The organism is Marivirga sp., from assembly GCF_051117495.1.
In the GTDB taxonomy this organism is placed as follows: domain Bacteria; phylum Bacteroidota; class Bacteroidia; order Cytophagales; family Cyclobacteriaceae; genus Marivirga.
On sequence record NZ_JBNPEF010000028.1, the window covers coordinates 181282 to 201338 of the forward strand.

General features: G+C 36.5%; 16 protein-coding genes and 1 tRNA gene. 8 read left to right on the forward strand and 9 right to left on the reverse strand.

The annotated features are described in order from the left end of the window. The 4 genes from murA to ACFE0M_RS15340 all read left to right on the forward strand — a co-directional run bounded on the left by murA (position 1) and on the right by ACFE0M_RS15340 (position 4131). Entirely contained in the window at positions 1–1311 is a 1311-nt protein-coding gene (gene murA, locus ACFE0M_RS15325; RefSeq protein ID WP_434546659.1) for a UDP-N-acetylglucosamine 1-carboxyvinyltransferase, read from the forward strand. A gap of 295 nt (positions 1312–1606) precedes the next feature. Beyond that, complete coding sequence (locus tag ACFE0M_RS15330; RefSeq protein WP_434546660.1) at positions 1607–1996, forward strand: rhodanese-like domain-containing protein; 390 nt, start codon at positions 1607–1609, stop codon at positions 1994–1996. Continuing rightward, positions 1993–2748 carry an EI24 domain-containing protein gene (locus tag ACFE0M_RS15335; protein ID WP_434546661.1) on the forward strand — a complete coding sequence of 252 codons (756 nt, stop codon included), beginning with the start codon at positions 1993–1995 and terminating at the stop codon, positions 2746–2748. Before ACFE0M_RS15330 ends, ACFE0M_RS15335 begins: the two co-directional genes overlap by 4 nt. 27 nt (positions 2749–2775) lie before the next feature. Beyond that, complete coding sequence (locus tag ACFE0M_RS15340; RefSeq protein ID WP_434546662.1) at positions 2776–4131, forward strand: NAD-dependent succinate-semialdehyde dehydrogenase; 1356 nt, start codon at positions 2776–2778, stop codon at positions 4129–4131. A gap of 168 nt (positions 4132–4299) precedes the next feature. On the opposite strand, the gene ACFE0M_RS15345 is transcribed toward ACFE0M_RS15340, so the two are convergent. From ACFE0M_RS15345 to ACFE0M_RS15355, 3 genes are read right to left on the reverse strand one after another with little or no spacing between them, the layout of a single operon-like run. After that, positions 4300–5337 (reverse strand): vWA domain-containing protein, encoded by a 1038-nt coding sequence (locus ACFE0M_RS15345; RefSeq protein ID WP_434546663.1) that lies wholly within the window; start codon positions 5335–5337, stop codon positions 4300–4302. Then, the gene (locus tag ACFE0M_RS15350; protein WP_434546664.1) at positions 5327–6217 is read right to left on the reverse strand and encodes a hypothetical protein; all 891 of its coding nucleotides are present in this window, start codon (positions 6215–6217) and stop codon (positions 5327–5329) included. The genes ACFE0M_RS15345 and ACFE0M_RS15350 overlap by 11 nt, the downstream gene beginning before the upstream one ends. After that, positions 6214–7092 (reverse strand): DUF58 domain-containing protein, encoded by an 879-nt coding sequence (locus tag ACFE0M_RS15355; RefSeq protein ID WP_434546665.1) that lies wholly within the window; start codon positions 7090–7092, stop codon positions 6214–6216. Before ACFE0M_RS15355 ends, ACFE0M_RS15350 begins: the two co-directional genes overlap by 4 nt. Positions 7093–7227: 135 nt before the next feature. Here ACFE0M_RS15355 and ACFE0M_RS15360 point away from each other — a divergent pair, with 135 nt between their 5' ends. From ACFE0M_RS15360 to ACFE0M_RS15375, 4 genes are all read left to right on the forward strand, one after another. Next, positions 7228–7584 (forward strand): DUF4296 domain-containing protein, encoded by a 357-nt coding sequence (locus ACFE0M_RS15360; RefSeq protein WP_434546666.1) that lies wholly within the window; start codon positions 7228–7230, stop codon positions 7582–7584. 14 nt (positions 7585–7598) lie between these two features. Next, positions 7599–9995: an endonuclease MutS2 gene (locus ACFE0M_RS15365; protein WP_434546667.1), complete on the forward strand. Its 2397-nt coding sequence runs from the start codon at positions 7599–7601 to the stop codon at positions 9993–9995. Between the two features lie 114 nt (positions 9996–10109). Further along, a tRNA-Arg gene (locus ACFE0M_RS15370) sits at positions 10110–10183 on the forward strand. Between the two features lie 104 nt (positions 10184–10287). Then, a complete protein-coding gene (locus ACFE0M_RS15375) occupies positions 10288–11577 on the forward strand; it encodes a tyrosine-type recombinase/integrase (protein WP_434546668.1) in 1290 nt (429 codons plus the stop codon). Between the two features lie 31 nt (positions 11578–11608). On the opposite strand, the gene ACFE0M_RS15380 is transcribed toward ACFE0M_RS15375, so the two are convergent. From ACFE0M_RS15380 to ACFE0M_RS15405, 6 genes are all read right to left on the reverse strand, one after another. Further along, positions 11609–14344 (reverse strand): hypothetical protein, encoded by a 2736-nt coding sequence (locus ACFE0M_RS15380; protein WP_434546669.1) that lies wholly within the window; start codon positions 14342–14344, stop codon positions 11609–11611. A gap of 120 nt (positions 14345–14464) precedes the next feature. Then, a complete protein-coding gene (locus ACFE0M_RS15385; protein ID WP_434546670.1) occupies positions 14465–14869 on the reverse strand; it encodes a hypothetical protein in 405 nt (134 codons plus the stop codon). Continuing rightward, a complete protein-coding gene (locus ACFE0M_RS15390; RefSeq protein ID WP_434546671.1) occupies positions 14869–16338 on the reverse strand; it encodes a hypothetical protein in 1470 nt (489 codons plus the stop codon). Before ACFE0M_RS15390 ends, ACFE0M_RS15385 begins: the two co-directional genes overlap by 1 nt. After that, positions 16335–18650: a SprB repeat-containing protein gene (locus ACFE0M_RS15395; protein ID WP_434546672.1), complete on the reverse strand. Its 2316-nt coding sequence runs from the start codon at positions 18648–18650 to the stop codon at positions 16335–16337. Before ACFE0M_RS15395 ends, ACFE0M_RS15390 begins: the two co-directional genes overlap by 4 nt. Then, on the reverse strand, positions 18650–19198 hold the full coding sequence (locus tag ACFE0M_RS15400) for a hypothetical protein (protein WP_434546673.1): 549 nt from the start codon (positions 19196–19198) through the stop codon (positions 18650–18652). Before ACFE0M_RS15400 ends, ACFE0M_RS15395 begins: the two co-directional genes overlap by 1 nt. Continuing rightward, a complete protein-coding gene (locus tag ACFE0M_RS15405; RefSeq protein ID WP_434546674.1) occupies positions 19195–20049 on the reverse strand; it encodes a hypothetical protein in 855 nt (284 codons plus the stop codon). The genes ACFE0M_RS15400 and ACFE0M_RS15405 overlap by 4 nt, the downstream gene beginning before the upstream one ends. Between the last annotated feature and the right edge of the window lie 8 nt (positions 20050–20057).

Here is a 20057-nt window from a genome sequence, read left to right on the forward strand (position 1 = left end):
ATGGGATCATTTAAAATAACCGGGGGGCAGAAACTTTCCGGTGAAATCCATCCTCAGGGAGCAAAAAACGAGGCATTACAAATACTTTGCGCTGTTTTATTGACACCCGAAAAAGTAACTATTCATAAAGTGCCCAATATAGTTGATGTCAATAAATTAATTGACTTGCTAAAAGATTTGGGCGTAGAAGTCAATAAAATTGGAGCAGAAAGCTACGAATTCACAGCTAAGTCTGTTAAGCTAGATTTCTTTGGTACTGCTGAATATACTCAAAAAGCGGCTTCTTTAAGGGGTTCCATCATGCTTTTAGGGCCATTATTGGCTAGGTTTGGGAAAGCAATGATTCCAAAGCCGGGCGGAGATAAGATCGGTAGAAGAAGATTGGACACTCACTTTATTGGTTTCCAAAAGCTAGGGGCAAAATTTGTATTCGAATCGGAGAAAAATTATTACCATATTGATGCTTCCAGCTTGACAGGTGCATACATTCATTTAGATGAAGCTTCAGTAACTGGGACAGCCAATATCATTATGGCGGCTTCTATGGCAAAGGGGAAAACCTCAATTTATAATGCTGCCTGCGAACCCTACATCCAACAACTTTGTAAAATGTTGGTGAGAATGGGTGCAAAAATTGAGGGCATTGGCTCAAATCTTCTACATATTGAAGGGGTTAAAAGTTTAAAAGGTACAGAACATACCATGCTTCCCGATATGATTGAAATTGGGAGTTTTATTGGGTTAGCCGCCATGACCCAATCCGAAATTACTATTAAAAATGCCGGTATTGAGCATTTGGGAATCATACCGGAAACCTTTCAAAGACTTGGAATAAAAATGGAATTCAGAGGGGATGATATTTTTATTCCATCTCAACAACGATATGAAATAGAAACTTTTATTGATGGTTCTATTATGACCATAGCTGATGCCATTTGGCCTGGATTTACCCCCGATTTGTTGAGTATTGTTCTGGTGGTGGCCACACAAGCAAAAGGAACTGTCTTAGTGCATCAAAAGATGTTTGAAAGTAGATTATTCTTTGTCGATAAATTAATCGATATGGGGGCTCAAATCATTTTGTGCGATCCACACAGGGCCACAGTCATCGGACTTGATCGACAAATCAATTTAAGAGGGATTTCCATGACCTCTCCAGATATTCGAGCCGGTGTTTCCTTATTGATAGCCGCTTTATCTGCTGATGGGGAAAGCACCATTCATAATGTAGAGCAAATTGACAGAGGTTATCAGGATATTGACAAAAGATTGAATGCATTGGGGGCCAAGATTGAAAGGGTAGCCCCCTAACCCCCAATGGGGGGAACTAAGCCCCTGCAATCCAACAAAGGTCTATTGTAATGCAGTATATAGTCTGAGGAATTTAAATAAATTAAAGTTAGAAATTCATAAACATTAAAATTCTGAAGGGTGAAATAAGGCTATTATAGCCAATGTTAAACCAGTGATTTAATATTTAGGAATAACTCACCTCTTTCCAATAGCTAAAAAACTCTTTTCTTCATTTTATTTAAATTTGTAACTATTGGTACATTGCGGTACACTTAAATAATTAATTTTGTAAATTAGATTTAAAATCAATTATATGAAAACCTTATTCACATTTTTAATATCTGTATCCCTTTTAATAGCTTGTTCACAAGGAAATGCACAGGAAAACTTAACTGTAAAAGAATTGAATGCCATTGAATTCAATAAGGAAGACAATAAAGTGGTATTAGATGTTAGAACTGCCCAAGAATATACGGAAGGCAGAATTGCTGGAAGTGAAAATTTGGATGTTTTAAAAACAGACTTATTCACCACCTCAATTGCAAAATTGGACAAAAGCAAAACCTATTATGTAATTTGCAGATCAGGATCCAGAAGCCAAAAGGCTGTGGCTCAAATGAAAGAAGCAGGTTTTAAAAATATTTATAACATCACAGGTGGAATGCAGGCATGGGAGGCCGCAAACTTTGCCGTTGAAAAATGAGTCGGTTTTTCAAAGAATTCAGTCAATCAACATTTTCCTATTATGAAGCCTTTCAATTTGTGCGTAAACACAATCTGAAAGGCTTTATTTTGAGTGCTGCTTTCTTCAATTTGTTTGCTTTTGTATTTGTGGGAGTGCTTGCTTGGGTTTATACAGGCAAACTAATTGATTCTATATATGGGTTTTTCAACTTTCCTGAAGATTGGCAAGAATGGGGAAATCTGCTTCAAATATTGACTGCTATATTCATCAGAATATTGCTCATCTCATTATATATCAATCTTTTCAAATACATCATTTTAATCATATTTGCTCCGGTATTGGCCATCCTTTCCGAGCGCACTCAAAACATCTTAAATCAACAAAAAAAATCCATCAATTTAATTCGTTTGATTTCTGAAATTGGTAGAGGTATGATGATGGGATTTATCTTGATTGGACTCAATATAATATTATACTTAGGTTTGATCTTCCTTAGTATATTGCTTCCCTTCCTCTCTCCTGCTTTGGCCATTCTTGTGTTCTTTCTAGAAAGCTTTTTCTTTGGTGCCTCCATGCTGGATTATAGAAATGAATATTACCAACTAAGCGTTAAAACAAGCTTACAGAAAATTTTTAAGCATAAAGGTCTTGTTTTGGGTAACGGTTTAGCTTTAAACCTGTTTATACTAATACCCTTTATTGGTGTATTATTTGCACCTTCTTTTGCTTTAATAGCATCGGGCATTCACGCCAATAAAGTTGTTCATTAATTTTTTAACCTAAAAAACAGAACTCTTATGGCAATTGAAAGTAGAAACCCATTTAATAATGAGCTAATCAAAAGCTTTGAAGAAGAAACTGATCATCAAATTGCACAGAAAATTGAATTAGCCCAAGAAACATATCTTAATTGGAAGTCAACTAATTTTACCCACCGCAAAGAGTTAATGCTCAAAACAGCAGTTCTACTTAGAGATAGAAAGGAGAAATATGCTCATTTAATGACCCAAGAAATGGGGAAAGCCAAAAGAGAAGCTATAACTGAAATTGAAAAATGTGCCCTTGCCTGTGATTATTATGCTGAAAATGCAGAACAATTCTTGTCCAATAAAAAATTAGAAGTCCCGGAAGGGGAAGCTTATGTAGCTCACGATCCGATCGGAATTGTATTGGCCGTTATGCCATGGAATTTTCCTTTTTGGCAAGTTTTCCGTTTTGTAGCCCCCAACTTAATGGCAGGGAATGTAGGTTTATTAAAACATGCCTCCAATGTACCACAATGTGCATTGGCAATAGAAGAAGTCCTAACAGATGCTGGTTTTCCTAAAGGATGTTTTCAAACTTTATTGATTTCATCTTCCAAAGTCAATATGATTTTGGATGATGAAAGAGTGAAGGCAGCTACACTGACTGGAAGTGAAGGAGCTGGAAGCAAAGTAGCAGAAAGAGCCGGTAAAAACCTCAAAAAAACTGTTTTGGAATTGGGTGGTAGCGATCCGTTTATTGTATTAAAAGATGCAGACATCAAAGAAGCCGCCATTACTGGAGCTAAAGCTAGAATGATCAATAACGGACAAAGTTGTATTGCCGCAAAACGTTTTATCCTAGAAAAATCAATAGCAGATGAATTTTTGGCCTATTTCAAAACTGAATTTGAGAATATCAAAATTGGTGACCCATCAGATGATCATGTTGATTATGGCTCTATGGCCAGAGAGGATTTAGCTAAGGAATTGGAAGAACAAGTGGAAGAATCTGTTAAAAAAGGAGCTAAACTTTTAATAGGCGGGAAAAGAAATAAAGCATTTTATGAACCTACAATATTAACCAATGTAAAAACTGGAATACCCGCCTATGAGGAAGAATTATTCGGGCCTGTGGCAGTTGTACTTATTGCGGAAAATGAAAAACATGCGATTGAACTGGCCAATGATTCTAAATTTGGTTTAGGGGGGTCATTGTGGTCACAGGATATTGATAAAGCTAAAAGTCTTGTTCGTCAAATTGAAAGTGGCGCCATTTATATCAATAAATTGATGGCATCACACCCTGCCGTTCCTTTTGGTGGAGTGAAAATGAGCGGTTTTGGAAGGGAATTATCTGAATTGGGAATTAAGGAATTTGTGAATCAAAAAACAATTTGGGTGGCTTGATTAAATTAGCCCCTTCGGTCTGACGCTTATACAACTGGTCATTAAAAACACTAAAGAACTTTAGGCGGTGAATTTTCATATTACTGAGAAGCGTCTGACCGATAATCAGAACTTGTGGAAGTAGCGATTAGACGGTGGAAAACCGTCTAACCGCTTTCAAGCCTTTAATTAATCCACTAATACATTAGAAATATAGGTGGACTTGGTCAACATCCATAATAAAAAGAACACTATCGCCCACTTCAAATAGACATCATAATAGTCTTTGGTGTCTTTATAGCGGGTTTCTTTAATTTCTGCTTTTTCATATTCATCAATTATACTGAATACTTCTTCCAGTGCTTGATTGTCAGTAGCTCTGTAAAATTTCCCCTCTCCTATTTCTGCTATATTTTTTAGTCCTGTGACGTCCATGGAATTTTCTATGTACCGCGTCCTTCCAAAGAAATCCTTTCCGTAAGGTACTTTACCCTCTTTCCCAATGGCAATGGTATAAATTTTAATATCATAGGCATTGGCCAACTTGGCCGCAGTTTCAGGATCAATATTACCGGCATTATTATCCCCATCGGTTAAAAGTATCATAACCTTTGATTTGGTTTCCACTTCCCGCATTCTATTGGTTGAAACTGCTATTGCACTTCCAATTGCCGTTCCGGATGCTTCCATCATTTTGAAATCAATATCTGAAATCTGATTTTTTAGCATTTTATAATCTGTAGTCAAAGGAGATAATGAATAAGCCTCTCCGCTGAAGATGGTCAAACCAATTCTATCCTGAAACCTTCCATCTATAAAATCATTGGCTACTTTTTTAGCCGCCTCTAGTCGATTAGGTGTGAAATCCTGAATTTTCATGGATTCTGAAATATCCAAAACCAACATAATATCAATACCTTCCGTCCATTGTTCTACTCTTTCGTTGGTTTGCTGAGGGCGCGCCAATGCCAATAACATTAGCAATGCGGAAAAAAGTAATAACACTATAGGAATAAAGCGTAAAATAGCAGAAAACTGAAATCCAATACCTTCTCCTCGGAAAGCTACAGGTACTTTTGGGCTCAACCTTTCTTTCAACCATTCCACTAACAAATAAATGAAAGGCAGGGCAATCATGGCATAAAAAGCCATGGGGAATTCATATTCAAAAGCTTTAAGCCTTTCTGGTAAAAACCAATCGAAACTTAACCAATCATTACTTTCCATCTGTGATCGCTTTAATTCGTTCTTCCAAAATAACATCGGCATAATTCAATAAAAATTGAAAGGATTCAGTGGCATTGTCCCTTCCTTTTGAGCTGTAAATTGTCCGGTCAATGGCCTTCAGATTTTCATACAACTTCTCATCCTCTTGCATTTGATTGATCTCCTTACTGGTCAATTTTCTATAAGGAGAATTAGAGATAAATTCAGCATGCTTTTTCCAGCTATAAAGCAGTTTTTCAATCTTCTCAACTGACATATCACCAACTGAGGAAAGTTTGGCTTCAAATGTTTCCCTGAATTTTTGATGACGTTTGTTCAATCTCCAAATTCGCCATTTCTTCCTTATTTTCTTTCCAAAAATGATGATAATAAGCAGGACTACAATCCCAAGGGCGATCAAAAAAGCTATTAAATAAGGGTAGTTAAAGTCTTTATCCAGCTTAGTAATGATGGCATCTGTTTTCATTTTCAAACTATCACTTACCACCTCAATTTGTTCTTCCAAAATGATGGAATCCAACTCGGTATATACTTCAGTACTATCCTCTCCTTGAATAATAAAAATCGGAAGCTTTAAGCTTTGAACTTTATCAATTTCAAAAGAAGCCAAGGTATAAACAACACTGTCATAACTTTGTTTACTATCGGATTGAGTAGGAAAATATTGCTTTTGGCTATATTCAAAGGGCTCGTAATTAAAAAGCGAATCAGGCATTAAAATTTGAAAATCGGCAGGATATTTTACACTTAAGCTGTATTGTATAGGTTCTCCTATAGCCATGCTATCCTGTAGAAATTCCCCTTTAGGCTCTATTTTTTGTCCAAATAAATTGATGATAATTGCAAGACTGAAAAGTAAGCTCAACCCGTATTTCTTCATGCTTTTTTCTTGCTTAAATTCCTGATTTTAAATAATTTAATTAATTGTGAAGTGTAATCCTCCTGAGTGTCGATCAGTAAATAATCCGCTTGATTCCGTTTACAAATATCTTTCAATTCGGCTGAATGATCCTTGTTCTTTTGCTGGAATTGCTTTTTAAAACTAACACTGGATGTATTCACCCACCTCGTTTTCCCAGTTTCTTTATCTTTGATTGGTACTATTCCCAACATCGGTAAATCGGTTTCCAATTTATCTTTAATATGAATGACCACCAAATCATGCTTGCGAGCCAAGGCTTTCAAATGATGTTCATAACCCTCATCCACAAAATCACTGATTAAAAATATAACACTCCTTCTTTTAACCAAGCCCAACAAATATAAAAGCCCTTTATCCAAGCTTGTTTTTAAAGATTTTGGCTTTAAATCAAAAAGTTTAGTGATGGCATAATAACCATGCTTCTGACCTTTGCCCGGCTTTACATACAATTCTCGCTGGTCGGAATATCCTACCATCCCTACCTGACTTCCTTCTTTTAATGCCGAAATACATAAAACACCCGTAATTTCTTTGGCAATATCCGACTTTTGTTTGCCTTCCAAACCTATTTCTTGGGAAGCACTAACATCTACCAAGAAGTAAACATTCTGTTCTTTATCTTCTTTAAAAGTCTTTACAAATGTGCCATGGCCTTTAGCAGAAACATTCCAATCTATTGTGCGCACGTCATCGCCATAATGATAAGGACGCACATCATCAAACTCTAAACCCGAGCCTTTAAATACAGAATGAAAATCGCCCTGCATTTGGTTATTTACGGCTTTCCGAATTTTTATTTCATATTTCCGAAGCTTTTTGAACAGCTCCCTCATAATAGCTCTTTTAAATTGTTAATTTTGCCTTGCATTCAATTCAAACGAAAAAGATAACGATAATTGTCTTTATCAGTTTCCAAAAATACTTTTGGCAATGAATTTGATAAAGCAAATTGTAATATTAGTATAAAAATGAGAAAACTTATCTACATCATCGCAATATTAACAATAGTTTCCTGTAGTCGAAAAGAAGAAAGGCCTAAAGGTATCATTCCACCTGAAAAAATGGCACTTATTCTATCAGACATTTATCTGGCCGAACATAAAGCAGCCAATATTGGTTTGAACTTGGATTCATCAAAAGTTGTGCTCAGGCATTATGAATTAAAGATTTTTGATGATCACAATACTAATGATTCTATTTATAAGGAAAGTTTTAAATACTACCTTGACCATCCCGGTAAACTGGAAGCGGTATATGACATAGTAATTGATACCGTAAGCCTAAGGGAGCAAGTAGAAAATGCAAAAAAGAAGCAAAAAAAGTAAGTCTACATAAATTTATGATATTACCCCAGGATTTTGAGCAAAGAATAGGATTCGATAAAATTAGAACTTTAATTTCTGATGAATGCAGTAGTAATTTAGGGCAGGCTATAGTAGAGAAAATGGGCTTTATCAGAAAATTTGAAAAGCTTGAACCACTCTTAAATCAAACTGACGAATTCCTAAAAATTTTTCAATCAGGTGAACATTTTCCTTCAAGTAATTTTATAGATGTCAGCCATTTTATTAAAAGAGCTAAAGTAAATGGCGCATTTTTTACGGAAGAAGAATTTTTTGACCTTAAACTAAGCCTCAAGACCATTTTGGACTGTATTTCCTTTTTTGATGATTATGAGGAGGAATATCCCAATTTATTTAACTTAAGAAAAGCGGTTGATTTAGAGCCCGCTTTGTACAAAGCCATAGATGCCAAAATTGATGATAGAGGCGATTTAAGAAATAATGCCAGTCCTGCTCTACAACAGATAAGGACCGATATTTTTAAGGCTCAAGCTCAACTAAGAAGGGAAGTCGAGAAAATCTATAAACAAGCTTCGGCCAATAAATACACACCTGAAGATGCCTCCATTACCGTTCGAGATGGAAGGATCGTGATTCCAGTTTTGGCGGAATATAAAAGAAGGGTGAAAGGCTTTATCCATGATCAATCAGGGACCGGACAAACCGTTTATATAGAGCCTACTGAAGCTTTGGAGCTTAACAATGAGGTACGGGAACTGCAATATGCTGAGCGCAGAGAAATTGTGAAAATATTAACCCAGCTGACCACACTTGTTAGACCCGAACTGGATAATCTTGAAAAGGCTTACAAATTCTTAGCTATAGTAGATTTTATTAGGGCAAAAGCACGTTTTGCCCAAAAAATCGGGGCTGTACTTCCCCAATTGGAAAATGCTAGGATCATAGAATATCGAAATGCCGAACACCCACTTTTGAAATTGAGCCTTGCTGAAAACAATAAAAAAGTAGTACCCCTTTCCATTCAATTGAAAGGCGATAAAAGAGTGTTAATTATTTCAGGCCCGAATGCAGGTGGTAAATCTGTGGCATTAAAAACGGTTGGCCTGTTGCAATATATGCTACAATGCGGATTATTGATCTCCGTTCAGCCCGATAGTAAATGTGGTATGTTCTCCAATTTGTTTATCGACATTGGCGATCAGCAAAGTATAGAAAATGATTTGAGTACTTATAGCTCTCATCTTCAAAACATGAAGAATTTCCTGTTGAATGCTAATAAACAGACTTTGTTTTTGATAGATGAATTTGGAACGGGAACAGAGCCAAGATTTGGTGGTGCTATTGCCGAATCAATTTTGGAAGAACTTTACGGTCAGAAAGCTTTTGGAGTGGTTACCACCCATTACGACAACATCAAGAACTTTGCGGTAAAAAATCAGAATGTGGTCAACGGTGCCATGAAATTTGATGAGCGAAATTTAGAACCACTTTATGAATTGGAAATAGGCAAGCCTGGCAGTTCATTTGCGATAGAAGTAGCCGAAAAAATGGGCATCCCTCCTGCTATTTTGAAAAATGCCAAAGGTAAAATCGGTACTGAAAGGGTGAATTACGATAAGCTTCTCAATCAATTAGGAAAAGAAAAAAAAGAGCTTGAAGCAAAAATTAAAGAGATTCAAAAAAGAGAAAGCCACTTGGAAAAAAGTGCCCAAGATTATGATGAATTAAATGAGTTCTTAAAAGCGCAGAAAAAACAAATCATCATTGAAGCCAAGCAAGAGGCCAAATCCATTATTAAAGAAGCCAATAAGCGAGTGGAGCAAGCCATAAGGGAAATAAAAGAATCACAAGCGGAAAAAGAGCGCACCAAAAAAGCCCGTAAACAACTGAGTGACTACGATCAAAAAATGGAGCCTCCAATTGAGCACAAACCTGCTAAGGCTTCAAAGCCAAGCTTTCAGTCAGCAGAAGGTAAAATAAAAATTGGGGATTATGTAAAAATTAAGGGACAGGATACCATTGGGGAAGTCTTATCACTTGGACAAAAAGAAGCTGAAATCATGCTAGGTGAATTAAAATCCAAGATCAAGCTAAACCGACTGGAAAGAATGTCCAAAACGGCCATCAAAAAGGAGAAAAAGAAAAGTTATTCAGGTACTTCAACCGGAATGGTGGAAAGAAGTACTCAATTCAAGCATCAGATTGATGTTAGGGGCATGCGAGCAGAAGAAGCCATTCAAGCTGTGGATAGATTTATAGACGATGCGATGGTCTTAGGCTATAATGAAGTCAGCATTTTACACGGTAGAGGCGATGGAATTTTAAGGAGGTTTATTAGGGATTACTTAAAGCAATACAATTATGTGAAATCTCTAAAGAACGAACATGAGGAAAGAGGTGGCGATGGAATTACCTTAGTTACATTGAGTTAGGAATATTATTAATAAATTCCATAAAAAAGTTTTGTTTTAAAAAACTAAAATCCCTTTCTTTGCACTCGCTTAAGGGAAAAGCGGTTAATTTTCCCACTTTTACATATAGATTTTGGTCCGTTAGCTCAGCTGGATAGAGCAACTGCCTTCTAAGCAGTAGGTCTCAGGTTCGAATCCTGAACGGATCACGCTTACAAAGCCTATTCAAACATTTTGGATAGGCTTTTTTTATGTGGTTAGCGAAAAATCGTTAGTTTTGTTGGTGTAATCATGTCGAAATCATGTCGAAGCTATGAGTCAAAACATCGTTAATATTTCTGCGAGATCTCTTAATAATAAAGTAAGAAAGGACGGCTATGTAGCTATTTCACTTTATATTAGGAAAGGTAAAGAACAAAAATCTTATCCTACAGGATTAAAAACACTTCCTCAGCATTTCAGTAATGAAAAAGGAGAATTTACGGGACCTAAAGGAGATGTTATAAAGCTAAATGCTAAGCTTAGACAAAAAATAGCTGAAATTGATGCTATAGTAATGGAGTTTGATGAAAGCATTCAGGATTTTAGTCTATCCTATCTTATTGACAAACTCAATAATCCTAAACTTACTTACTTTAAAGAATTTGCTGACCGTGCTTTGCAAAAGGAAGGTAAAAGAGTAGCCTATAAAACTTGGCTTTATAACCGTGAACGGCTCAATGCTATTCATAAACTATTTCCTGAATTGAAATTGACTGAGATTAATGTTCAGTTGCTACAAGAGATTAAAAGCATTTTTGAAATAAAAGGCCTTAAAAAATCTACTCTAAATAGAACTTATGCGGTGCTTAATAAATATGTGCGGATTGCAAAGGCTGAGAGATTGATTAAAAAGAATCCTTTTGATGAGTTTAAGATTGGTGCTGATAATAAAACGGATATTGAATATTTGACCCAACATGAAATTGATTTAATGGAAAAAAATCTTTCTCAATATAATTCCAGACAGTATTCTACGGCTATTCATTTTTTACATTCGTGCTATACGGGTTTAAGGGGTGTGGATAGTAGGCAATTTGACCCGGATGAACATGTGAAAGATGGATTTTTAAGGATGACACAAGCGAAAACTGGATTAAAGGTAAATTTACCTTTAAATGATAAGGCTAAAAAACTACATGCTGAAATCACAAAAGTTAACTTAAAAGTGAAGGTTCATCGTATTTCTACTGATTTGAAGGAAATTATTCAGATCTGCGGAATACATAAGCATATTACTTTTAATTGTGCCAGGCATAGTTTTGCTATTAATTCATTGATTAAGGGTGTGCCATTAGAAGTGGTAAGTGAATGGATGGGGCATACTAATATAAGTACAACTCAAATTTACGCTAAGGTGGTGGATAGCTTGAGTAGTGATGAAATGAAGAAATGGAATGTTTCTAAAAACGATTGGCTAAGCGTGGGATTTGAAAATGAGAATGGCCAATATAAAATTAAGATGTTGATTGATGGGAATGAAGTTTATTTGCCAAAGCAGTTTGAAGGATTAGAAGAGGCTAAGGGATATGTGGTTAAATATTTGGCTGATTTTATTGCTTAGACAAAGCACAAGCGAGACGCTTGCGCTAGCGTTACCTTGATATTTCAGAATCGGCTTCTATTTCTGCCAGTACTTCCATGGCTTCATTTGCTTTGGAGGCTGAATAGTTTACGTGCAAATTGGTTGCCCATGATTGGACCGCCTGTGTATATTCACGCATGTCTGTTCTTAAGCTTTGGACTTCCTGTCTTAGTTCTTGAATGCCTTGAGTACTTTGCTCGGTGGTTTGCTCTCGGTTGCTTCTGGCTGCGGATAATGCTCCGGCTGTGGTGCCACCATCTTCAAAGGCTCTACCTTTGCGAATGCGCTCTCCTTCTAACCATCTAAAAGTATCTGCATATTTAGGGTTTTTGATCATCCAGTTAGGTCCTACCCATTCGGGGCCTGCTTCACCTATTACTCCAAAATTATTAGAAGCCATTCCACCGCCAGCAAAAGAACCTATGTCATTTAGAAGTGTTCCGTCAGGCATTACGGCCGTTCCCCCTAGCATGGCTAGTTTAGTTGTGGCTCCGCCTTTAGCGAATTGCTGGGATTCTACCTGGTCAATGGCTAATGCAGTTCTACCCACTGCTATGCCTGTTTGAATTCCTGCAAGCACCACACCTGCGGGGCCAAGAGAGGAATAACTCGCCCAGATGCCTGCTATTTCCTTCAATCCATCAATTATTATTTGTCCTTTTTGAATTCTTTTTTGCTTTTCAGCCGCTTCTTTCTGCTTAGCAACTTTTTGAGCTTCAAGTTGTGTAATTTTATTAGCGTTTTGTTCACGTGCATTTTCATCCTCTGAAAGTGCCTGAATTCTTCTGTCTATTCCGCTCAGCTCTTTATTCAAATTATTGTCTATGACATCTAAAGCTAGATTAGACATCATTTGAATAGTGCCGTAGGTTTCTTGAGCAATTTGTTTCCTTAAAGCTGCTTTTTCCTGTTCATATCGAATTTCCTCAGCTCCTTTTTCTTTTTGAATGTCTAATAAGTTTTGCTGAAGCTGTTGATATTTATCAGATTCTGTTAAGCCTGCTTCTTCAAGCAATTGCATTCTTGTTTCTGTGAACAAACGTTCCTGTTCCAGACGGATTAAATTCTTTTCGTGCTCAGCTTCCAAGGATAGTTCAAACTTTTCTTGATCACGCTCATTGAGTTGTTCTTCCCAGCGTTCCATTTCCTCAATTTCAGCCAATAGATTTTCTTCTTTTTGAGCACTTAAAACCTCGTTTTTTTGCTGTTCAAATTCCTGTTGTTTTAGTAATTCCTGTTGGTTGAATTGGTCAATTAAGGCTTGTTTTTGTTCTTGATTAAGCTTTTCGCTGTTAAGTATTTCGTCTTTTTGATTTTGAATGGCTTGTAATTCTCTCTGCTGTTTTAATTGAAGTTGAGCAATCTCTTTATTTGCTCCTTCAGCCATTAAGGATACTTTCAAATCTTCCACGGCTTGGGTAGCCTCTAAATCCCATTGATTATAAGCTTCTTGTGATGCCCTGATTTTTGCCAGTCTTTCTTCTTCTCTTTTTATGGCTGCCTCATTTTCTTTTTTACGTTCTGTTTCAATGGATTTTAAAACTGAATTTTCCAGAACTCGAACAGACATACGCTTTTTGGCTGCTTGGGCTTCAAAATTTGTGCGTTCTGCAATTAATCGAGCTAACTCTAATTCATCTTCACGGGAGGTGTCATTTAAAGAATGTTCTAATTTCATTCTCTCGATTTTTAAATCTAAGAATGACTGCTCTTCTGCAAGCAATTGGTTTTGTGCTGCTGCTGCTTTTCTAGCATTTTCTAATCGTACTTCTTCAGAATTACTAACATCATTGGCCAGTTCTTTGGATCTATTATACTGTACATTTAATTCTGCTCTTGATTTAGTAAGTTCAATTTCTGTTTTTTCAATTTGTTTGGTTAGTTGATCAAGCCTAGTTCCTGCATCTATTCCAGATTGAACACTTTCTGCAAATTCTTTACCTAATGATTTTGCACCAGATGAAACCTTATCAAATGCTTTTTTCATTTTATCAGTACCATTAGTTATACCGGTCTGCATTTGAATAAAGCCATCACCCATTTCTTTCAGTCCCTGTTTCCAGTCCTTAGAAAATAGTTTTTTAACACCAGCAAACATTACCCCAAATGATTTAATCCTATTCATCACCTGGTCTTTAAGAAAATCCAATAAATCTTGAAGGGTCTTTTTAGGATTTGAAACTGCTTCTGATACTAAATCCCAACCCTTAACTAAATTATCAAATATGAATTTACCTAATTTTTGGACTACTCCTATAAGTGTTTGGAAAACTGCTTTTAATGGACGTGTAACCGCTGTCACCTTATCCATTCCTTCTTGAGTAGATGTTAGGTAAGAAATAAGAGAGCCTACTACAATCAATAATGCTCCGATTCCCGTAGATGCAATGGCTAATTTTAGGATTCCAAATCTTTTGGAAAGTGCGCTAACGAAACCTCCTGTTTTGCCGATTTCGTTTCCTATCATTTGAAATTGACCACCAAAAGGCATTATTTCAGCAAATGATTTGGTTAAATCTGTAGTGGCTTTTTGGGTGCCGTACATTTCGTCTTTCACACCTTTCATTCTGCCACGAACATCCTTTAGTTGCTTGGATTTCTCAACAAATTCTTGTGAATTGGCTGGTAATTTTTTCAGCTGATTATCTAAGATTCTGGCTGAGGCTGCCATATCTTTAAAGGAAGCATTGAATTTGCTTCCGTTTGCGATAATCTCTATTTTGCGCTGTTCTTGATTAGATGCCATGCTGGTTTTAATTCTTCAGCAATTAGCATTAATAAGGCAAGGTTTTGGAAGACAATTTTAAAGCCCTATTGCTTTTTATCAGGGAGCACAAGCGAGACGCTTGCGCTAGCGTTAACAGTGCTAGAATTTAAGATTTATCTTATTGTTTCCCTTTGTTCCTTTGCTTAGTTTGATTTGAGCGTCATCTGCAAATTTTGATGTTAGTATTTCTTGAAATGTGTAGGCTTCTCTTGAGACTGATTTTAACCAAGGCTTTCTTTTTCTTTGGCTTCCAGCTAGCTTTGCTGCAGCACCTTCTCCTTTCTCAACTCCATTTCCTACACCATAATGAGGAAATATTCCGTAATATTGATAAGCAATTGTGGCTTTATAAGTGTCTCCACCACTCAATTCTTCTACTGAGCCTTTGATGGATCGAAATAATTCACCGCTGTCTTTAACATCTAGCTTGCTAATTCTTTGCTGGATTAATGGGACAGCTTTTTTGAGCCATTCTTCTGCCGCTTTTTTCTTAATATTTTCCATTAGTAAAGCACACGTTTTAGCCTGACCGATGTTTTGGAGAGTCCACGCTGACTGGCTTGAGCGGAGAAGCTTTCTATAAGGTATTTTACATGGTTATCCATTATTTTACTGTCTAGGTCTAAGTTAAGGAAATCAATAATATTGAAGTCGATTTCTTTTTCTATGGTTTCGGTGTATTGCTCAAAGCTTAAATACTGGCTGTAAGCTCTATTGACTAAGCCGTTTTGCAGGCCCCAACGCAATGAGGTATCATTAATTTCATAGTGGCCACGAGGGTAATCGTTTCCTAAACTATCCTGTTCGATACCTTTAAAGAATATGATTCTTAAATTATCCTTCCTTTTGCCTAGTTCAAATTCATCTCCTGATCCTTGCATCTCAACGGATGGAATATGCCAGTTCCTGGCGTTTACTGAATCTTCATGGAAGGAAGTTGCCAGAGTTGATGCTGAAGTCTGAATTTTAAGCTTTCCGTTGCCTTCTCGATAGGTCAACCAATCCGCTGATTTACTTAATTCGTCATTGCTATCTTCCTGCTGAGTGAATTCTACTCCATCGTATTGGTTAGGAATGATTTTAGAGGGTCTTTCAGAAGATACCCTGCTGACATCTTTAAAGCTATTATTCTCAAAAGCATTGTTAAGCGGAATAATCTCGACTGTTTTTTGCTGTGAATTGATTTTGAAATAAAGTCCGAAAAGGATTTGGATTTCAATGAGGAAAGCGGTGATTTTCATATCCGGAAGGTGGTCGGAAATGTTCATCAATGATTTAAAAACATTGGTGCCAGCTGACAATTGATCTAATGATACGGTATTGAATACAACGGCACTTTTTGCCTCAATAGTGTCTTTCCAGTTTCCTAAAATTGTGTAGCCCGGTTCTGAAAATATTTGATTTAATACGCTTAGCAAAAATGGGAATGGAACTCTTGTATGCTTATTAACACCTCCTGAATTGTCAACTAAAGCCCCATTTTGATAGTAGTTGATATATCCTTCATAATCTGGGTTTTTATCACCGTAAAATGATGGGTTTTTAACGGGGAAAAACACATAATCGGCATCAGGATATTTCTGAGTAGTATTATAAGCTACTGCTTCATCTATAAAATTGAGGTCGCTTAATTTTTTGTCAGAAAAGAATAGGCCAAGATCACCGGCTGAGCTGTTAAAGCTAAATTCGAAATTAGATTTTCCAATCTCTTTTAATTTAATAGTACCTTTTTGCCATGGTAAATTATTAATGTAAGAGGTTACGTTATTATAAATAGTTTGTCTATTGTTTAGATTCAATAGTTGCGGAAAGCCAAATTTCTTCATATTAGGCTTTGACTGTAGGGCTGAAAAATCATAAACTTTAGTACCTGGAATAGTATTCCTAAAAAGCAAAGGGTTTTTGCCTTCAATAGTCAATGATGCGTTTTTCGCTATATTGATGAATTGATTATCTACCTGAAATCCTATCATAGTGATGGCGTGTAATTTTTAATAGGTGGTTTTATCACTTCAAATTCAACTGGGATAATCTTTTCAAAATCATCTTCAACATTATTGCTAAAATTAAGCCGAACAGGAACGAACTCATTTTTCACGATTTCATATACTGATTCGCTTAAAATAAATGGGAAAAGATGTTCTATTTCTTCTTTTGTTTTGAAGCCTGCAAACACCTTATCGTCCATATTGCCCGTTTTCCTAACTACTTCCTCTTTAGTGTCTGTTGGCTTGAATTTAACGCCCAGATTCTTTTGAATTACTTCTTCTTCGGTGGATAGCTTTAGTTCTGAATTACTGTTAAAACCTTCAACTGCCCATACTCCAAGCGTGTTAAGGTATAGGAATTGCCTTTTAACTTTGTTTTGCTCTACATTGTATTGAAATTTATCCAATATCAACTTATCGTTTTGATCCAATATGGATATTTGATAGCTTTTTATTGTTTTGGAAGGAAAATAGTCGTCTAATCCTAATTGTATGATTGAAGAAGGAAATTGATATACTTCAAAAACTATAGGGGCTTCAATCTGGTTTAATAAAGACGTTTCGTAGAAAGTTCCATCCGTATAATTAATTTTGACTTCAAATTTGATGGCATCTAAGGCCGAGACTAAGATAAAAGAAAGGAAATCATACTGATTTTGGAATATTGTTTTTTGATTTTTGTTCCAATTGAACCAAATACCTCTTGAGCCATCAATCAATTGATTGAAGAAATTTCCTTTTGCATATTCGATATCCGAAAGGCCTCCTTTAATTACATAAAAGATATTAGCCTGTGTGAATTGTCCCTCAGCTGGTGGATTGCCAAATTTTTCAGTATATCGAAGGCGATATCTTAGGATAGAATCTTTCTTTAATGATATACTGGCATTAGATAAAGAGGGTAATTCATTATCGAAATAAGCGTCTAATGCTGCGGACACATCAAAGATAGTTTCCCCATTTTCATCTGCAGGTTGTTCCAGTGTAATTATTTTAGTTAGATTATCGCTTAAATAATCCTGTTCTACTTCTACTTCACACACAAATGATAAATTAGGCTTTGTTTCAGGATTTTCAGCCGATAATTCCAGTATAACAGGGTTTTTAGAAAATTGAAATTCAGCAGACTCCAAATTAATGGTTACTTGAGCTTGATTTCCTTGTGAATCAGTAACCACAACGGTATAAATACCTGGTGAAAGGTTGGTTCTATCTTCCGTCTGCGCTCCATCGCTCCACTGATATACATAGCCTGGCACACCACCAGTAACCGTTAAGTCTATATTGAAACCTTCTATATCTACTTCAATATTGATAGGGCTTGGCTCATTAAAAGATTGATATTGCCCTAGAGCATTTCCAAAACCCTCATCAAAATCATTGAATTTTAATAATAGTATATTCTCAGCAGACGGGATGGTTAGTAGATCACTCGAATTATCGGACTTTTTGTATCTGATTAAATAGTTTTCATAATCAAAATCAAAGCGAGCCTGAGTCAATAAGATATAAATATATTCACTGTCTTCCTCGGTTTGAACTGCATAATTTGAAAAACTACTTTCCGTTCCAAGTGGAAAGCTAAATATTTGTGTTTTTTCCAAGTCATTATCCAAGGAATAGAGTACAAAATCACCGGTATCAAATTGAACCGCTCTTAACTCAGATCCCACAAAGTGATATCCAAATAAACGTTTGGGAGTGTCGTTCAATGCGGTTCTATCAGTTGTCCATCCAGTACCGTCATTTTTATAGAGTGTTTCAGGTCCACCTAAAGCTCCGCCAATTTCAGCAGCAACATAAAGTGCACCATTATATAAAGTCCAACCTCTTAAGGCATCATTGTTGCCAAATAATTCACTAGGTGGGTCGTTAGAATAAACAGGGGTGTCATCAATTGACCAAATCCCTCCTATATCCTTAAAATTACCTAAAGAATCTATTCTTTGAGATCCAATAATATATAGCCTGTTGTTAAAATTAATGATACCCCATAATTTCCTGAAATCAGGGATTTTTCCAATAATTCGTCCTGAAGTTCTACTTAATTGATCTCTTACAGTTCCATAACTGCTATCAAGCCTAGTTTCAAAACATACCAATTTGCCATTAAAAATGATAGGAAAGGCTACTGATCCACTAGGAGCAGTATAAAGAAGTGAAAATTCAGTTGCAAATTGAGGCCGTTCATATATTTTGTTTTCAACTCCTACATATAAGGTTTCATCCACTCCCTTAGCTGTGGCATAATTAAGGCGGTCTTCAAAAGAAAAAAGTTCGTATAAATTGATAGCCATTATATCTCGTTAAATTGATCTGGTTTGAATGCTAATTTTGATTCGGCTGAAATATTGATGGCCACATGAAAGCGAGTGCCATAGTAGCCGTCCAGTATTTTGCCTATTTTTTCATTTTCATTGGCTGAGTGCTCTAATATGCCATCGCCCATGTTTTCCAAGTAGTAATTATCCAGCCATCCGAGCAGTTCTTCACCAATACGCTCAGTTTTATCAAATACTTCTTCCTGGTTATTGAAATTGTCTTCTTCCACCTTATCCAGAATGATAAAAGCCCCCTGCATTACTTTTCGCTTGTTGTCACGGTTTTTGGCCACATAATCCACCACATAGGATTGCAATAGCATGAATGGAGTGGCTAAAGTGCTTTCGATAGCGGTTAAAAACTCCCTTATTTCTGCATGGCTGTTTAAATAAGGATCTCTATTGAGGACAATTCTCGCAAAGTTGGTTTTGTCGCTGTTAGGATCGTGCAAAATGTCTTTGTGCGCAATAGCCAAATTGCGGAAAGCAGTGGTGTAGGTGCTATGTGATTCAATCAACTTCATTTCTTCTTATTTTTGCGTTCCCAATCTTCCTGGTCCTTCAGGTCAATTTGCATGCTTAGAAAAATCTCGTGCATATCGTTTTCCATTACTTCTTTAATTTTACCGAAGCGGTCGCCTGTCATGCGCATGAAGGTTTCCGGCCAGCCGTAATTTTCAACAGATTGGGCTGTTTTTTTGGTAAAAACACGGTCGTAGGTGTCTTCAATTTCCTTTCTGCAGCCACGATAGAAGGTATAAATCGCCATTTTCTTCCATTTATTAAGCTTTGCAATGGTTTTGGCTCTCTTTTCTACTGAATGTGTGTTGAAAGCCTCTCTCAAATCACCATCATAATCGGGTGCATCAATGCTTTTATTAGGGTCTTTTTTTCGGTATAAACAAGCAATGAGCAGGTCTAAATCTTCCTCTTTTTTGCTTTTATAGTAGTTTAGGAAGTGATAATCCGCTTCTGAGAACTCCGCAGCATTGACATTGCCCATTGCATCGGAAGGACCAAGTAATGTTTTCCCTTTTACCCGTATTTTCGGAAAGAAATTGCGGGTAATGACTGATTTTTCGGAGGCTATCCAATCAAACAGCCATTGGAGCTGTACCCGCTGAATAAGGTGCATTCGCAACCAAAGCAATAGGCTTGTTTTGCTTAAGTACATGGTGATCATGGCTCGCTGGATGTGTTCGCCTTTGATCATGTATAATATTTGATGAATCCTTAAGAATTGCTTGGGTGTGAGTTCGTCCCAGCGTTCCGGATAATGAATTTTTTTAGTTTTGATGCCTTCTGACTTCTTTTTAAGCCAGTTTGGTTTGAAAGGCCATAATGTGTAAGGTATTTTTAGCTCCAAATTTCCCATGTATCAAA

Excerpts from the sequence above, each read along its gene's own strand:
- murA (WP_434546659.1), top strand. The coding sequence starts at position 1 with ATGGGATCATTTAAAATAACCGGGGGGCAGAAACTTTCCGGTGAAATC.
- ACFE0M_RS15330 (WP_434546660.1), top strand. The coding sequence starts at position 1,607 with ATGAAAACCTTATTCACATTTTTAATATCTGTATCCCTTTTAATAGCT.
- ACFE0M_RS15335 (WP_434546661.1), top strand. The coding sequence starts at position 1,993 with ATGAGTCGGTTTTTCAAAGAATTCAGTCAATCAACATTTTCCTATTAT.
- ACFE0M_RS15340 (WP_434546662.1), top strand. The coding sequence starts at position 2,776 with ATGGCAATTGAAAGTAGAAACCCATTTAATAATGAGCTAATCAAAAGC.
- ACFE0M_RS15345 (WP_434546663.1), bottom strand. The coding sequence starts at position 5,337 with ATGGAAAGTAATGATTGGTTAAGTTTCGATTGGTTTTTACCAGAAAGG.
- ACFE0M_RS15350 (WP_434546664.1), bottom strand. The coding sequence starts at position 6,217 with ATGAAGAAATACGGGTTGAGCTTACTTTTCAGTCTTGCAATTATCATC.
- ACFE0M_RS15355 (WP_434546665.1), bottom strand. The coding sequence starts at position 7,092 with ATGAGGGAGCTGTTCAAAAAGCTTCGGAAATATGAAATAAAAATTCGG.
- ACFE0M_RS15360 (WP_434546666.1), top strand. The coding sequence starts at position 7,228 with ATGAGAAAACTTATCTACATCATCGCAATATTAACAATAGTTTCCTGT.
- ACFE0M_RS15365 (WP_434546667.1), top strand. The coding sequence starts at position 7,599 with ATGATATTACCCCAGGATTTTGAGCAAAGAATAGGATTCGATAAAATT.
- ACFE0M_RS15375 (WP_434546668.1), top strand. The coding sequence starts at position 10,288 with ATGAGTCAAAACATCGTTAATATTTCTGCGAGATCTCTTAATAATAAA.
- ACFE0M_RS15380 (WP_434546669.1), bottom strand. The coding sequence starts at position 14,344 with ATGGCATCTAATCAAGAACAGCGCAAAATAGAGATTATCGCAAACGGA.
- ACFE0M_RS15385 (WP_434546670.1), bottom strand. The coding sequence starts at position 14,869 with ATGGAAAATATTAAGAAAAAAGCGGCAGAAGAATGGCTCAAAAAAGCT.
- ACFE0M_RS15390 (WP_434546671.1), bottom strand. The coding sequence starts at position 16,338 with ATGATAGGATTTCAGGTAGATAATCAATTCATCAATATAGCGAAAAAC.
- ACFE0M_RS15395 (WP_434546672.1), bottom strand. The coding sequence starts at position 18,650 with ATGGCTATCAATTTATACGAACTTTTTTCTTTTGAAGACCGCCTTAAT.
- ACFE0M_RS15400 (WP_434546673.1), bottom strand. The coding sequence starts at position 19,198 with ATGAAGTTGATTGAATCACATAGCACCTACACCACTGCTTTCCGCAAT.
- ACFE0M_RS15405 (WP_434546674.1), bottom strand. The coding sequence starts at position 20,049 with ATGGGAAATTTGGAGCTAAAAATACCTTACACATTATGGCCTTTCAAA.